The organism is Xanthomonas nasturtii, from assembly GCF_001660815.1.
In the GTDB taxonomy this organism is placed as follows: domain Bacteria; phylum Pseudomonadota; class Gammaproteobacteria; order Xanthomonadales; family Xanthomonadaceae; genus Xanthomonas; species Xanthomonas nasturtii.
On sequence record NZ_LYMI01000006.1, the window covers coordinates 44,492 to 58,769 of the forward strand.

The window sequence follows — 14,278 nt, forward strand, 5'->3', positions numbered from 1 at the left end:
TCATACGCCGCCACAATCGCGTTGCTGGCGCGCTTCGATACCGAGTTGTTCGCGGCTGAGATCCTGACGCTCGCTCTGCAGCGCGCTGTTGTAGCGGCGGATCAGCTCCCAGCGGCGGTCGGCCAAGCGCGCGCAGACTTCCTGTTCGGGCAGGGCATGGCATTCGTCGCGGACCTGCACATTGCCGTACGGCACGATCACCGTGCCGCCATAGCCGCCGCCGTTGTAACCGCCCTGATAGCCCCCTTGGTAGTTGCCGCCTTGGTAGGTCTCTGCGCCGAAACTCGCGCTGCCACGGATGCTTCCCCGTCCCGAGCCGCCCTGCACCGAGATCGCCGGGCGCGGATTGACCGAGATCGGCGGACGCTGGATGCCGCCGCCGCCCGGCGCGCCAATGGCATTGCCCACATAGGCCGGGCCCCAGGTCGGTACCCAGCGCGGATTGCCTTCCGGGCTGTCGCTTGTGTAGCGGCTGCCGTCTTCGGTGGTGCACTCGTACATGGGCTGTGGCGGTTGCACGGTGACGATGCGGACCTCGCGCGTGGCCGGTGCGGCGACCGCTGCCGGCGCTTGCACCCGCGCCGGACGCGGCGGTGGGTCTTGCGGGCGCTGCATGTCCAAGACTTGCTGGCGGCCGCCGCTGCACGGCGCGTCCTGCAGGGCGACGGTGCCGCTGCTGCTGACGCAGCGGTAGACCCGCACATTCGGGTCCGGTTTGTTCGCAGGAGTGGCCGCCGACGCAGGCAGCGCCGTGGCGAGCAGCAATAGAGTGAGGACGGTGCGCATGGCCGCAGTGTGCGCGTCTGCCCGGCTGCCGCAAAGGGGGCGCGGCTGAACGGCGTTGCGGGTGCGTCGGTGGCGACACGTCACCTGGCTTGGAGCTGCTGCCAGTGGGCGGGCAGTCGTCAGATGAGCGAGGACGACGCGCAGACGCCGGAGCGTATGAGGTGGAACCCACCGAATCCGAGCACCGGCCGCGTTCGCCTCGTGCCGGCGCCGGCGTTTATCGGGCCGCTGTCAGTCGCGCAGGATCTGGCCGCTGCGCGCGTCGCGGATCTGGGTTGGCTGCGCCAGCGCGCCTACCTCGCCGTCCACCACGCCGTCGATCGTCGCCAGCAACGCCGGGTCCAGCGCCTCGCGGCTGCGTGCTGGCGGCTCACCGGCCAGGTTGGCGCTGGTGGACACCAACGGCGCGCCCCAGGCCGCGCACAGCGCTGCCACCAACGGGTGCGCGCTGATGCGCACCGCCAGCCCGTCATGCTCGCCGGTGACCCAGCGCGGCGCCTGTGCGGTGACCGGCAGGATCCAGGTATGCGGGCCCGGCCAGCTGCCCAGCACGGCTTGGCGGCGGGCCGGCTCCAGCGCGTCGAGATCGATCCAGTCGCGCAGCACGTCCACGCCGGACGCCACCACGATCACGCCCTTGTCGACCGGGCGCCGCTTGATTTCCAGAAGGCGCAGTACGGCCGCTTGCTGGCGCGGGTCGCAACCCAGCCCCCACACCGCTTCGGTCGGGTAGGCAATCACGCCGCCCTGCGTCAGGGCGGCGACGGCGCTTTCCAGGCTGAGTGCGTGGGTCATGCCGTACCTCTCAGCCTGCGGTCTTGCTCACGGCCTTCTTGACCACGCGCTTGGCGGCCTTCCTGGCAGCGGTCTTCTTGGCCGGGGCCTTTTTTGCAGCGGTCTTGGTGGCGGTTTTCTTGACCGCTGTCTTCTTGGCAGCGTCCTTGGCTTCCTTGGCAGAATCCTTCACCGCATTCTTCTTCAGCGTGGCCTTCTTGGCACCGAAGCCCTTGCGAACCGGCTTGCCGGTATCGGCCAGCAACTGCTGCACTTCTTCGAACGTCAACGATGCCGGCTCGCGATCCTTGGGGATCTTGCCATTGAGCTTGCCGTCGCTGATGTACGGGCCGAAGCGGCCGTTGAGCACCTGAATGTCGCTGCCCTCGAATTCCTTGATCACACGATTGCGCGCGATCTCTTCCTTCTCTTCGATCAGGAACACCGCGCGTTCCAGATCGATGGTGTACGGGTCGTCCTCTTTCTTCAGCGAGGCGTACACACTGCCACGGCGGGCGAACGGGCCGAAGCGGCCGATGCCGACGCTGACATCCTGATCCTTGTCCTGGCCCAGCGCGCGCGGCATCTTGAACAGCTCCAGCGCGTCTTGGATCGAGATCGAATAGATGCTCTGGCCCGGCCGCAGCGAGGCGAAAGTGGGCTTTTCTTCGTCTTCGACGGTGCCGATCTGCACCATCGGGCCGAAGCGGCCGATACGCGCGCTGACTTCCTTGCCGCTGACCGGGTCGGCGCCCAGCACGCGCACGCTGCCGGCGTCGGTCTTGTCCAGCGAGTCCTTCTTGTCTTCGACCAGTTCCTTGAACGGGCCCCAGAACTTTTCCATCAACGGGATCCACTCGGCTTCGCCGCGCGACACCGCATCCAGATCGTCTTCCAGATTGGCGGTGAAGTCGTAATCGACGTAGCGGGTGAAATGCCCGGACAGGAACTTGGACACCGCACGGCCGACGTCGGTGGGGCGGAAGCTGCGGCCTTCCATCTCGACGTACTTGCGGAACTGCAGGGTCTGGATGATCGAGGCGTAGGTGGACGGACGACCGATGCCGTATTCCTCCAGCGCCTTGACCAGCGCCGCTTCGGTGAAGCGCGGCGGCGGCTGGGTGAAGTGCTGGTCGGTGACGATGCGGTCCAGCGGGATGTTGTCGCCGGCCTTCATCAACGGCAGCTTGCGGCCTTCGTCCTCGTCCTCGCTGCTCTTGGTGTCCTTGCCTTCTTCATAGACGGCCAGAAAGCCCGGTACCACCACGGTGGTGCCGCTGGCGCGGAACACATGCGCGCTGCCGGCCGACAGGTCCACGCTGACGGTGTTGAGCGTGGCCGGAATCATCTGGCAGGCCACGGCGCGGCGCCAGATCAATTCGTACAGGCGGCGCTCGTCGTCGGACAAAAAGCGCGCTACCTGCGCCGGTGTGCGCAACGCCGAGGTCGGGCGCACCGCTTCGTGGGCTTCCTGCGCGTTCTTGGATTTGGTGGTGTAGGCGTTGGGCTGGTCCGGCAACGAGGCGGTGCCGAAATCGCGTGCGATCACGTCGCGGATTTCCGCCAGCGCGTCCTGCGACAGGTTGACCGAGTCGGTACGCATATAGCTGATCAAGCCGACCGAGCCTTCATCGCCCAGCGCCACGCCTTCGTACAACTTCTGCGCCACCTGCATGGTCTTGCGGGTGGTGAAGCCGAGCTTGCGCGAGGCTTCCTGCTGCAGCGTGGAGGTGGTGAACGGCGGGGCGGGGCGGCGCTTGCGCTCCTTGCTGGCCACGTCGGTGACATGCAGCACGCCTTGCGCGGCCTGCTGGATGCGCAGCCGCGCCGCTTCGGCGGTGTCGCCGTCGGTGACGGTGAACTGCTCGAATTTCTGCCCGTCCAGCTTGATCAGACGCGCGTTGAACGGCTGCGACGGATGCCGGCAATGCGCATCGATGGACCAGTATTCGCGCGCGATGAAGGCTTCGATCTCTTCTTCGCGCTCGACGATCATGCGCAGTGCCGGCGACTGCACGCGGCCAGCGGACAGGCCGCGCTGCACCTTGCGCCACAGCACCGGCGACAGGTTGAAGCCGACCAGATAATCCAGCGCGCGACGGGCCTGCTGCGCATCCACCAGATCGGCGGCGATCGCGCGCGGCTTGAGCATCGCTTCCTTGATCGCGCGCGGGGTGATCTCGGTGAACACCACCCGCTGCATCGGCTTGTCCTTGAGCAGGCCGCGCTCTTTCAGGATCTCGGCAATGTGCCAGCTGATCGCCTCGCCCTCGCGGTCCGGGTCGGTCGCCAGAAAGATGTCGTCGGCGGTCTTGGCCGCACGCGCAATGGCTTCGACATGCTTTTCGTTCTTTTCGATCAGGTCGTAGCGCATCGCAAAGCCGTTGTCCGGATCGACCGCGCCTTCCTTGGGGACCAGGTCGCGCACGTGCCCATACGAGGCCAGGACGGTGAAGTCCTTGCCGAGGTATTTATTGATCGTCTTGGCCTTGGCGGGCGATTCGACGATGAGCAGGTGCTTGGGCATGGTGGCAACTTCTTGGGGCAAGGCCCGGGGGGCGGGTAGCGTGGCCTAATTGGCCGGTCGAGGGAAGCAGATCGGCCGTTTCCCACACGTTAACGCCCGGGAAGTAGCCCGGGCGTTCAGTTCTATTATTAGAAAGATCACGGCGGACGCCGCCGTGTCAAGCGGCCAGCGCCACGAACTGCTAGTTCTGGCTCATTCCGATGGCTGCCAGCACGAAGGCCAAGGCCACCACTGACAGCACCAGGATCACCCCGTAAATGGCCAGCACCACGATGGAGACCGTATCCAGACCCCTGGATTGGCGTTCCGGGTGGTCGGTGAAGGCCCAGCGGTCCACCACCAGGGTGTCGCACAGCTTGTCGTGCGGAGTCTGCTTGCGCTCGGTCATGCCGGCCATGAATGCCGCCACGATCGCGCCGATGCCCAAGGTGAGTACGCTGATCAGCATGTAGGCCAGGTAGCGCAGCACGTTGCGCCAGAACCCGACCCGAGCGCCATTGCTGTCTGCACGCACCAGTTTGATGCCGCAGGCGAGCTTGCCCAGGCTGGCCTGATGCCGGCTGGACTGCATCCAGGCGAAATACAGCGTCGGGATGGCCAGGCCGATGCCGTAGGACATCACCAGGATCGCAATGCCGAGCGCGCTGCCGTCGTCCAGCGCCGAACCGGAATCGCCACGGGTGGTCAGCAGCGCCACGACGAAGGCCAGCGGGATCACGATCAGGTACACCGCAAAGGTGGTGATCAGGCTGTCGAGGATGCTGGCGGCCACGCGCCGCCACAGGCCGGCGTAGACGACAGGGCCGTCCTGCAGCGCAGCGCTTGCGGCAGGCGCGGCCAGGGCCGGGGCATCCCATGCGCTGGGAAGCGGGGCGATCGCAGCTGCTGGCGCGTATCCCGGCGTGTGTGTCGCGTCCGGCGTCTTGCTCAGGCTAGGACCGGAGGCCAGTGACGTGGTCGCCGCCTCTGCCGGTGCGATGGACCACGTCGACGGATCTGACGATGGGGCTGGGTCGCGTGGCGGATGCAGCGGGGAATCGACCGATGCAGGGCGATCGGCACCGTCGGTGAAGGTATTACCAGCACTGGCAACGCCGCCAGCATCGGCAACCACCACGGGCCCGTGCGATGCCTCGGCAGCGTGGTCATTGATCGGCAAGGTCGCCGCACTGTCTGCAGGGGAGGCCGCCGGCGGTGGCGCATCGACCGGCGCATCCACGCGCGTCGGGCCGCTGGCCTGCGCGGCTGCGGACACCGTATGGTCCAGGCCCAGCTCGGCCGCGACCTCGTGCAGTGCGACCCACTGCGGCAGGCCTTCGCGCCAGACCAGGCTGGAGCGGTCGATGATGCCCTGCGACAGGCGTGCGGCAAGCGTGTCCGTGTCCACCGGCCCCTGGCGTTGCCGCTGTGCATCGGCGTAATACCACTGCGTCATGTTGTCCCCTTGAGGTGTAGCGATTGGCGTGCTGCAGGCGGTCAGCCGCGGCAATCCGGCGGAAGTTGGGTGTCGTCGATTTCCGAGCTGCAGTTCCAGCTGCCGGCATCCGCATCCAGATCCAGCCACAGCGCCTTGCCGTCGATTCTGGCCGACTTGGGCGCATGGATGACGGCTTGGATGCCGCATTCGGTGGTCTCGAAACGGCCGATGCGCACGCTGCTCAACCGCTCGCTTGCGTACTGCTCGGGCTGCTTGAAGCCAGGGTCGTCATTGACCGGGCAGCGGCCTTCGCTCGCGAGAAATTCGGCGATTTGCGGCTTTAACGGTGCCAGTTCGCCAATCGCTTCGGCCACCTTGGCGCGCCCCCAGATAATCGTTGTAAGCCGGGAACGCGATCGCGGCGAGGATCCCGATCACCCCGACCACCACAAAGACGCCGACCACCGCGACGAGCACCGCAACCACCGGCCAGCCAGTGGTGTGGCTGCGCGGGTGCGCTGGAGCTAGGGGCGGATGGCCAAGCGGCGCCGCAGCGGGCGGCAATGGCGGCGGCGCAGCCACATGCATGTCAGTGGAAACCGGCGGGCCCAGGGTGTCGGCGCAGGCGGACAGCGGCAGCCAGTGGTCCAGCCCCTCGCGCCAGACCAGCGTGTCCAGGGCGATCAGACGATCGCGATACAGGCCCAGCAAGGCGTCTTCGGCCACCGGACCGTGCCGATGGCGGTTGCCATCGGCGTAATACCAACTGCGCATCCCCGTTCCCCTGCACGCACGTCCGTGGCGGCTTCAGTTCTCAGTGTACGGGTTCAGGCTCGTCCAGGAACATCTGGGTTTCCATCCAGGCGTAGGCCGCCTCGGCGCCGGGCTGGTTGAACAACACCATCAGCACCACCCACTTGAGATCGTCCAGATCCAGTTCGTCCTGGTCCAGCGCCATGGCGCGGTCCAGCACCAACTCGCGCTGGTCGGCATCGAGAATGCGGTGTTGCTCGAGGAACAGCAGAAACCCGCGGCAATCCACGTCGAGCTTGTCCAGCTCGGGCCCGTGATAGATACGCACCGGTCCATCGACATGCGGGCGCGCCACGCTGGGCCGCTGCTCGGAAAGCGCGTCCAGCCAATCGAAGGCCTTGCTGATTTCTGCGGGACTGAAGCCGGCCTGGATCAGGCCATTCTGAAGCGAGTCACGGTCACGGACCAAGTCCGCGTCTTCGCTGAAATAATGTTCAAACAGGTACAGCAGTACATCGAGAATGCTCTCTTTCATTGCCCTCGGCCTGCGTCGCGCGACGCTGTGGAGGTGAAGAAACTAAGGATTGCGGGTATAGCGACCGTGCTCGGTGACCACGTCTCCCTCCAGTTCCATGATGAGCAGCATGGAGGACAGCGCGGCGGCCGTCAATCCGGTGCGCTGCACCAATGAATCCATAGGGGTTGGGTCGTGGCCCAGTGCTTGCCACAAGCGCTGGTAGTCCGGATCGGAGCGGGCAACACCGGCGCCAGCGCCGGTCGTTGTCTTCCTGCGCAACTCAGTGGGGGCGGCCAGACGCTCGCGCAAGGCGCTGGCCAGTTCGCCCGACAGCACGCCCAGCCCGTCGATGACCTGGGACGGCTCCTGCGCCAAGGTGGCACCTTGCCGGATCAGGTGGTGACAGCCGCGCGCGAGCGGATTGTGCAGCGAGCCGGGCAGGGCGAACACCTCGCGCCCGGCTTCGGCAGCCAGCCGGGCGGTGATCAGCGCGCCCGAGCGCATCGCCGCTTCGACCACCAGCGTTCCCAGCGCCAGCCCGGCGATGATCCGGTTACGGGCCGGAAAGTGCGCCGCGACCGGGGCGGTGCCCGGCAGATATTCGCTGACCACCGCGCCGCGTTCGGCGATGCGATCGCGCAAACCCTGGTGCCGCTCGGGATAGGCCACATCGGTACCGGTGCCGACCACCGCCACGGTGATGCCATCACGCTGGGTCAGTGCGGCCTCGTGCGCGATCGCATCCACGCCTGCGGCCATGCCGCTGACGATGCTCAGCCCGGCGCTGGCAAGGCTCGAAGCGAACGCGCGGGTGTGGTCGCGGCCGCCGGCGGTGGCCGAGCGGCTGCCGACCACCGCCACCCCCGGGTGCCAGAGCGCGTTGGGGTCACCGTCCACGAACAGGGCCATCGGCGGGTTGGCGATATGACGCAGCAGGGCCGGGTAGTCGGGATCGCACCAGCTGAGCAGGTGGTGTCCGGGTTGCCCGCACCAGCGCAGCGCAGCGTCGAGCGCACGCGAGTCAGGGGTTTGCAGCAGCGCTGATTGAAGTTCGTCGCAGCCGGCGGATCGCCACGCCTCGGGGCCGGCCGCCAGCATCTGGGCGGTCGACGCGAAGGTAGTCAGCAATGCCTTGCGTGGTGGGGTGCGGCCGCCTGCCAGCAGCAGGATCAGCAATGCGCGCAGGTCGGGAGCAGTCAGGGCCATGCACCAAGGCTAGGCCGCAAACGACGACGGCGCCCTCGGGCGCCGTCGCGTTACTGCATCGGAACTTTCGCTTACTGCGCGTCAGGATGCTTGACGAAATAGCCCAGGCCGGTCGGCTTGACGCTTTCCATCACCAACGCATAGCTGACCTTGTCGAAGGTGCGGAACACCATCGCATGCGAGGCGTATTCGTCGGGCAGGCCGACGGTGGAGCCGGCCGGGCCGCTGAAATCATCGTCGGTCCGCGAAAAGCGCGAGTGCTTGACGCGGTCGCTGACGGTGCGGCCCTTGCGCCAGACCGAAAACACGGTGCCGTTGTTGATGCCTTCGCGGGCGCCGCCGGAGATGGCGATCACGTCGCGGGTGCCGCCGACGATGAAGGCGTCGGAGATGGCCAGCACGCGCAGTTCGGTCTGCAGCGCCTGTTCCGACGGCGGGTGCGGGATGAACTGCAGGTCGTACGGCTGTGCTTCGACGGCCACGATGCGATCGCCGGCGCGCACTTCGCGGCCGCTGTCCTGCAGCAGCAACGTGGCTGCCTTGGAGTTGCCGCCTGCTGCGCTGCGGGTGATGGTGCCGACGTTGACCTGCGCCATCTCGTAGCCGAGGAACTCACGGCGCGTGCTCGGCGCGATGAAGTTCTTCCAGATGTTGCCGGAGCCGGCGGTGATGTTGCCCGCCATGTCCAGGTCTTCGTTGTGCTTGGGCAGGCTGAACTTCACGGTCGGGCGAACCACCGCAAAGCGCTGGCCCGGCTGCGCGTCTTCCAGGCCGACCACGTAAGCGACCTGGCCGGTGGTGGCGCGCGAGCGGCCGCCTTCCAGACCGACCACGTACGGCAGTTCGTCGAAGTCTTCGACCACGCGCAGGTTCTTCAGGAACGGCTCGACGTCGGCCAGCGGAATGGCATTGATCGGCGCTTCCTGGCGCGGGCCGGGCTGGATCGTGCCTTTGCCGACGCGGTCCAGATAGGCCAGGCTGATCACGTCACCGGGATAAATCAGGTGCGGATTCTGGATCTGCGGATTGGCTTGCCAGATTTCCGGCCACAGCCATGGTTTTTGCAGAAAACGCCCAGCGATGTCCCACAAGGTATCGCCCTTGCGGACCACATAGGTGTCTGGATGCTCGCCCACCGCTTGCGCGGCAGCGTAGGTCGCGACGGTCAGCATCGCCGCAGCGACGACCGTACGAAGTCGGTTCAACATGAGTGCCTTCTTGCCTGATTCCCCAACAGGTCCGCGCACTATAGTCCAGAAACCGGGGCGCCACGCAAGCATTGCGCTAGAATGAGACCGTCTTGCCGGCGCCGCGCCGGTGTTCCCAGACGGGTAACCCCATGGCTTTGCTCCCTATTCTTGAGTTTCCCGACCCGCGGCTGCGCACCAAGGCCGTGCCGGTCGATGCTGCCGAGCTCACCAGCCCGGCGTTCCAGACGCTGCTGGATGACATGTTCCAGACCATGTACGAGGCGCCCGGCATCGGCCTGGCCGCCAGTCAGGTGGACGTGCACAAGCGTTTCATGGTGATCGACGTCAGCGACGAAAAGAACCTGCCGCAGGTGTTCGTCAACCCGGAGATCGTGAGCAAACAGGGCGAGCAGCTGTATCAGGAAGGCTGCCTGTCGGTGCCGGGCATCTACGCCGATGTCAGCCGCGCCGATGCGATCACGGTGCGCTATCTCGACCGTCGGGGCCAGGCGCAGGAACTGCAGACCGATGGCCTGCTGGCCGTGTGCATCCAGCACGAGATGGACCACCTGGACGGCAAGCTGTTCGTGGATTATCTCTCACCGCTCAAGCGCGAAATGGTGCGCAAGAAGCTGGCCAAACAGCGCAAGCATGTGGCTTGAGGGCTTGAGGGCTGGGAGCGGGGATTTGGGATTCGGGATTGGCAAAAGCAGGTTTTTGCGGGTTGTTGAGTCGCCTGGTTCCACATCCTTGAGCGCGAATCGCGGTGCGATCTGATGGCTATGCCGGCACATCGCGATTGCGCCAAGTCCGGGGGCGGATAGCCTTGAAACCTTAGGCGCGGAATTTGTGATCGATAATCCGCTGCCTATTGCGGGCATCAAATTCTCGGATGCAACTCCCGCTTCTCCGTGGACTCGATTGATCATGGGGCACATGGGTTCCGGCGCAGGTTTGCCAAACTTCCAGCGTCAATCCCGCTCTCCCCTCTCAGCCCCACGCTACTCCCGCCCCGGCCAGCACCTCCGCCGTTGCGAATCCCCACTCCCGAATCCCAAATCCCAAATCCCAGCCCTATGAGAATTGTCTTTGCCGGTACGCCGGATTTCGCTGTCGCTTCGTTGCGCGCTGCCGCGCAGCGGCATGAAGTGGTGGCGGTCTATACCCAGCCTGATCGGCCCGCCGGGCGCGGCCGCGGGCTGACGCCGTCGCCGGTCAAGATCGAGGCGATCGCGCGCGGCATTCCGGTGTTTCAGCCGCAGACGCTGCGTTCGCCCGAGGCGCTGGCCACGCTGCGTGCGCTCAATGCGGACCTGATGGTGGTGGTGGCCTACGGGTTGATCCTGCCCAAGGCAGTGCTGGCCGCGCCGACCCACGGCTGCTGGAACGTGCATGCCTCGCTGTTGCCGCGCTGGCGTGGCGCCGCGCCGATCCAGCGCGCGATCGAGGCCGGCGATACCGCGACCGGCGTGTGCCTGATGCAGATGGAAGCCGGCCTGGACACCGGCCCGGTGCTGCTGTCGCAGCGCATCGAGATCGGCGAACAGGAAACCGGTGGGCAGTTGCACGACCGGCTGGCCGCGCTGGGCGCGCAGGTGCTGTCCGATGGCCTGGGCCTGCTGCGTGCCGGCATCCGCCCGGTGGCGCAACCGCAGCCGGCCGAGGGCGTCACTTACGCACACAAGCTGGACAAGGCACAGGCGCGCTTGGATTGGGCGCAGCCGGCGCATGAGCTGGCGCGGCGCGTGCGCGCGTTCAACCCGTGGCCGGTGGCCGAAGCCACGCTGGCCGGCGAGCGGGTGCGCCTGCATGGCGCAGTGGCGCTTGACTTGGCGCATCAACAGCCGCCGGGCACGCTGCTGGCGGCCAGCAAGCAGGGCATCGACATCGCCTGCGGGCAGGGTGCGCTAAGGGTGCGCGTGCTGCAGCGCGAGGGCGGCAAGGCGATCACCGCTGCCGACTACCTCAACGCGCGCCGCGATCTGTTGGCGCGGCGCTGATGTCGACCGAGCCTGCAACTGCCGGCGTCGCTTCGCGCCTGGCGGCCGCACGCGTGCTGACGGCGGTGTTCGACCAGGGCCGTTCGTTGAAGGCCGAACTGGCCGCGACCTTGCCCGGCATTGACGATCCGCGCGACCGCGCATTGGTGGAGGCGATCTGCTTCGCGGTCATCCGCCGCCGCCCGGCCTATGACGTGGCGTTGCGGCAATGGCTGGAGCGTCCGCTGCCGCCGCGCGACGCCGAACTCAAGGCGCTGCTGATGGTCGGCTTCGCCCAGCTCGACGTGCTGCAACTTCCGGCGCATGCGGCGCTGTCGGCCACCGTGGATGCGTGCCGCGCGCTGGGCCGGCCACGCCAGGCCGGCATGGTCAATGCGATTTTGCGACGCGCCCAGCGCGAGGGGTTCCCGGCGGTGTCGGGCGACGCCGGTTGGCCGTCGTGGCTGCGCAAGCAGTTGCGCGCGGACTGGGGCGAGCGTGCGGAAGGCATTTTCACCGCAAGTGCGCAGATGGCGCCGATGTGGCTGCGTGTGCAGCGGTCGCGCACCGATCCTGCGGCGTATGTGGCCCGGCTGGCCGAGCTGGGCATCGCCGCGCAAACCGATGCGGTGTTGCCGGATGCGGTGCGCCTGCACGGCGCGGTACCGGTTAGTCAGTTGCCGGGCTTTGCCGAAGGCGATGTCTCGGTGCAGGACGGCGCTGCGCAGCAGGTGGCCGATGCGCTGACGCTGGCGCCTGCGGCACGTGTGCTCGATGCGTGCGCCGCGCCCGGCGGCAAGGCGGCGCATCTGCTGGAACGTTTTCCGGGTCTGCAGCTCACTGCGCTGGATGTGGATGCACGCCGCCTGGAGCGCGTGCAGCAGACCCTGCAGCGCACCGTGCCAGAGGCACAGGTCGCGTTGCATGCGGCCGATGCCGCCGACACCGATGCGTGGTGGGACGGTCAGCCGTTCGATGCGGTGCTGCTGGACGCGCCGTGTTCGGCCACCGGCGTGGTGCGTCGTCAGCCGGATGTGCTGCTGCACCGGCGTGCCGACGATATCGATGCCTTGTCGGCCTTGCAGGCGCGCCTGCTCGATGCGACCTGGCGCACCCTGCGCCCGGGCGGGCAGTTGCTCTACACCACCTGCTCATTGTTGGCGCGCGAGAACCAGGCACAGGTGGATGCATTCCTGCAACGCACGCCCGATGCGCAGACGCAGCCGTTGGGTGCGCAGTTCGGGCATGCGGCTGGCCCCGGGCGTCAGCGATTTCCAGGCGAGCAGCACTGCGACGGATTTTTCTACGCGCTTTTGCTAAAAGCTTCCTGATCGCGCGCCGCATCGGCGCTCTACCTGCTACCTCCATTGCGCCTCGATATGCTCAAGACCCGTGCCTCCAAAGATGTCTGGCTGCTGGCCATCACCGCTGTCCTGGTGATCGGTGCCGGGTTGGGACTGCGCGACCCCTGGCCGGCGGACGAGCCGCGCTTTGCGCTGGTCGCCAAGCAGATGGTGATGAGCGGGGACTGGTTGTTCCCGCATCGCGGCAACGAGCTGTATTCGGACAAGCCGCCAATGCTGATGTGGCTGCAGGCGCTGTTCTATACGTTGCTGGGCAACTGGCGGGTGGCGTTCCTGCTGCCGTCGCTGCTGGCGGCGCTGGGCACATTGGCCTGCGTCTACGACCTTGGCCGGCGCCTGTGGACCCGGCGCGTCGGGGTCTATGCGGCCTGGATGCTGTTGTTCACGCTGCACTTCACCTTCCAGGCCAAGAAGGCGCAGATCGACCCGCTGGTGGTGTTCTGGATCACCCTGGCCAATTACGGCCTGCTGCGGCATCTGTTGCTGGGCCCGGCCTGGCGCTGGTGGACGCTGGGCTGGTTTGCCGCCGGGTTGGGCGTGATCACCAAGGGTGTGGGCATCATCGCGCTGCTGATGCTGATCCCGGCCGGGATTGCCGCAGCGCGCGGCTGGCCGGGGGTGCGCGTGCATGTGCGCAACCGGCGCTTCTGGTTGGGGCCGCTGTTTTTCTTCGTGGCGATCCTGCTGTGGTTCGTGCCGATGATGGTGACCGCGCTGACTGCCGGTCAGCCCGAATATCGCGTCTATCTCAACGACATCCTGCTGCGCCAGACCGCCAAGCGCTACGCCAGCTCCTGGGACCACGCCCAGCCGGTCTGGTACCACCTGCAAAGCATGGCCACGATGTGGCTGCCGACCATCCTGCTGCTGCCGTGGGCAATCCCGGCGTGGCGGCGCCGGCTCACGCGGCGCGACCCGCGCTACTTGCTGCCACTGGCCTGGTGGCTGCTGGTGCTGGTGTTCTTCACCATCCCCAGCGGCAAGCGCGATGTCTACATCCTGCCGGCGCTGCCGATGTTCTGCCTGGCGCTGGCGCCGCTGGTGCCAGGCCTGTTGCGCCGGGCTGGCGTGCAGCGGCTGCTGTTCGGGTTCGGAGTGCTGTTGACGGTGGCCTTCGTTGCCAGCGGTGCGGCGATGCTGATCGGGCATCCGGGCTTCGAGCAGAAAATCATGGACAGCCGCGGAGTGGGCAGCGAAACCACCGACCCGCTGGGCTGGCTGCTGCTGGCGGTGGGTACCTGGGGCATCGCCAGCCTGCTGTTGCTGCGTGTGCGCCGCTCCGCGTTGGCGGTGATCTCATTGCTTGGCGCGTGGTGGGTGGCGTTCGGGCTGGTCTGCTACCCGATCTTCAACGATTCCAGCTCGTCGGGCGCGGTGATGCGCGAGGCCGGGCGCCGCATCGGCCCGGATGCGCAGCTTGGGCTGGTGGCATGGAAGGAGCAGAACCTGCTGATGGCCGACCGCCCGGCGCAGACCTTCGGCTTCAAGGTGCCGTGGGAAACGCAATTGCAGCGCGGCGTGGCCTGGCAGGCAGCGCACCCCGGCCAACGCTGGCTGATGGCGCAGGAGACGGCCTTGCTGGCCTGCGTGGATCGCAGCCGCAGCCAGCTGGTGGGCGTGGCCAACCGCCGGCGCTGGTGGCTGGTGCCGGGCGATGCGGTGCGCAGCCACTGCGTGGCCAGCTCCAGCGAGCGCGCGGTGGAAGAAAAAGAGCAGGGCAACCTGGATACCGAATGAGTCAGCAGAACCCACCGGCACAGGCATG

At 67.0% G+C, this 14,278-nt stretch carries 11 protein-coding genes and 1 pseudogene; 4 read left to right on the forward strand and 8 right to left on the reverse strand.

Annotated features, from left to right (window positions below; translation table 11 throughout):
- The 8 genes and pseudogenes from A7D16_RS02990 to A7D16_RS03025 all read right to left on the reverse strand — a co-directional run bounded on the left by A7D16_RS02990 (window position 1) and on the right by A7D16_RS03025 (window position 9,188).
- Window positions 1-786 carry a hypothetical protein gene (locus A7D16_RS02990; RefSeq protein WP_064629682.1) on the reverse strand — a complete coding sequence of 262 codons (786 nt, stop codon included), beginning with the start codon at window positions 784-786 and terminating at the stop codon, window positions 1-3.
- 231 nt (window positions 787-1,017) lie between these two features.
- Window positions 1,018-1,581, reverse strand: coding sequence for a Sua5/YciO/YrdC/YwlC family protein (locus tag A7D16_RS02995; RefSeq protein ID WP_064629684.1), 564 nt, complete (start codon window positions 1,579-1,581; stop codon window positions 1,018-1,020).
- Window positions 1,582-1,591: 10 nt separating this feature from the next.
- Entirely contained in the window at window positions 1,592-4,087 is a 2,496-nt protein-coding gene (locus A7D16_RS03000; RefSeq protein WP_064629686.1) for a DNA topoisomerase I, read from the reverse strand.
- 181 nt (window positions 4,088-4,268) lie between these two features.
- Complete coding sequence (locus tag A7D16_RS03005; protein WP_064629688.1) at window positions 4,269-5,522, reverse strand: RDD family protein; 1,254 nt, start codon at window positions 5,520-5,522, stop codon at window positions 4,269-4,271.
- A gap of 41 nt (window positions 5,523-5,563) precedes the next feature.
- Window positions 5,564-6,278 (reverse strand): annotated as a pseudogene (locus tag A7D16_RS03010) (pilin).
- 40 nt (window positions 6,279-6,318) lie between these two features.
- On the reverse strand, window positions 6,319-6,792 hold the full coding sequence (locus tag A7D16_RS03015; RefSeq protein ID WP_003484452.1) for a DUF494 family protein: 474 nt from the start codon (window positions 6,790-6,792) through the stop codon (window positions 6,319-6,321).
- A 42-nt stretch (window positions 6,793-6,834) separates the two neighbouring features.
- Entirely contained in the window at window positions 6,835-7,980 is a 1,146-nt protein-coding gene (gene dprA / locus A7D16_RS03020; protein ID WP_064629692.1) for a DNA-processing protein DprA, read from the reverse strand.
- Between the two features lie 71 nt (window positions 7,981-8,051).
- A complete protein-coding gene (locus tag A7D16_RS03025) occupies window positions 8,052-9,188 on the reverse strand; it encodes a LysM peptidoglycan-binding domain-containing protein (RefSeq protein ID WP_064629694.1) in 1,137 nt (378 codons plus the stop codon).
- A gap of 131 nt (window positions 9,189-9,319) precedes the next feature.
- On the opposite strand from A7D16_RS03025, the gene def reads away from it, so the two are divergent.
- From def to A7D16_RS03045, 4 genes are all read left to right on the forward strand, one after another.
- Window positions 9,320-9,832 carry a peptide deformylase gene (def, locus tag A7D16_RS03030; RefSeq protein WP_064629696.1) on the forward strand — a complete coding sequence of 171 codons (513 nt, stop codon included), beginning with the start codon at window positions 9,320-9,322 and terminating at the stop codon, window positions 9,830-9,832.
- A 414-nt stretch (window positions 9,833-10,246) separates the two neighbouring features.
- Entirely contained in the window at window positions 10,247-11,170 is a 924-nt protein-coding gene (gene fmt / locus A7D16_RS03035) for a methionyl-tRNA formyltransferase (RefSeq protein WP_064629699.1), read from the forward strand.
- Window positions 11,170-12,480: a 16S rRNA (cytosine(967)-C(5))-methyltransferase RsmB gene (rsmB, locus tag A7D16_RS03040; RefSeq protein ID WP_064629701.1), complete on the forward strand. Its 1,311-nt coding sequence runs from the start codon at window positions 11,170-11,172 to the stop codon at window positions 12,478-12,480. Before fmt ends, rsmB begins: the two co-directional genes overlap by 1 nt.
- Before the next feature lie 48 nt (window positions 12,481-12,528).
- Complete coding sequence (locus A7D16_RS03045) at window positions 12,529-14,250, forward strand: ArnT family glycosyltransferase (RefSeq protein WP_064629704.1); 1,722 nt, start codon at window positions 12,529-12,531, stop codon at window positions 14,248-14,250.
- Window positions 14,251-14,278 lie beyond the last annotated feature (28 nt).

Bases quoted from the DNA above. Each gene is read 5' to 3' on its own strand.
- fmt (WP_064629699.1), top strand. From the start codon at position 10,247: ATGAGAATTGTCTTTGCCGGTACGCCGGATTTCGCTGTCGCTTCGTTG.
- rsmB (WP_064629701.1), top strand. From the start codon at position 11,170: ATGTCGACCGAGCCTGCAACTGCCGGCGTCGCTTCGCGCCTGGCGGCC.
- dprA (WP_064629692.1), bottom strand. From the start codon at position 7,980: ATGGCCCTGACTGCTCCCGACCTGCGCGCATTGCTGATCCTGCTGCTG.
- A7D16_RS02990 (WP_064629682.1), bottom strand. From the start codon at position 786: ATGCGCACCGTCCTCACTCTATTGCTGCTCGCCACGGCGCTGCCTGCG.
- A7D16_RS03015 (WP_003484452.1), bottom strand. From the start codon at position 6,792: ATGAAAGAGAGCATTCTCGATGTACTGCTGTACCTGTTTGAACATTAT.
- A7D16_RS03045 (WP_064629704.1), top strand. From the start codon at position 12,529: ATGCTCAAGACCCGTGCCTCCAAAGATGTCTGGCTGCTGGCCATCACC.
- A7D16_RS02995 (WP_064629684.1), bottom strand. From the start codon at position 1,581: ATGACCCACGCACTCAGCCTGGAAAGCGCCGTCGCCGCCCTGACGCAG.
- A7D16_RS03005 (WP_064629688.1), bottom strand. From the start codon at position 5,522: ATGACGCAGTGGTATTACGCCGATGCACAGCGGCAACGCCAGGGGCCG.
- A7D16_RS03025 (WP_064629694.1), bottom strand. From the start codon at position 9,188: ATGTTGAACCGACTTCGTACGGTCGTCGCTGCGGCGATGCTGACCGTC.
- A7D16_RS03000 (WP_064629686.1), bottom strand. From the start codon at position 4,087: ATGCCCAAGCACCTGCTCATCGTCGAATCGCCCGCCAAGGCCAAGACG.
- def (WP_064629696.1), top strand. From the start codon at position 9,320: ATGGCTTTGCTCCCTATTCTTGAGTTTCCCGACCCGCGGCTGCGCACC.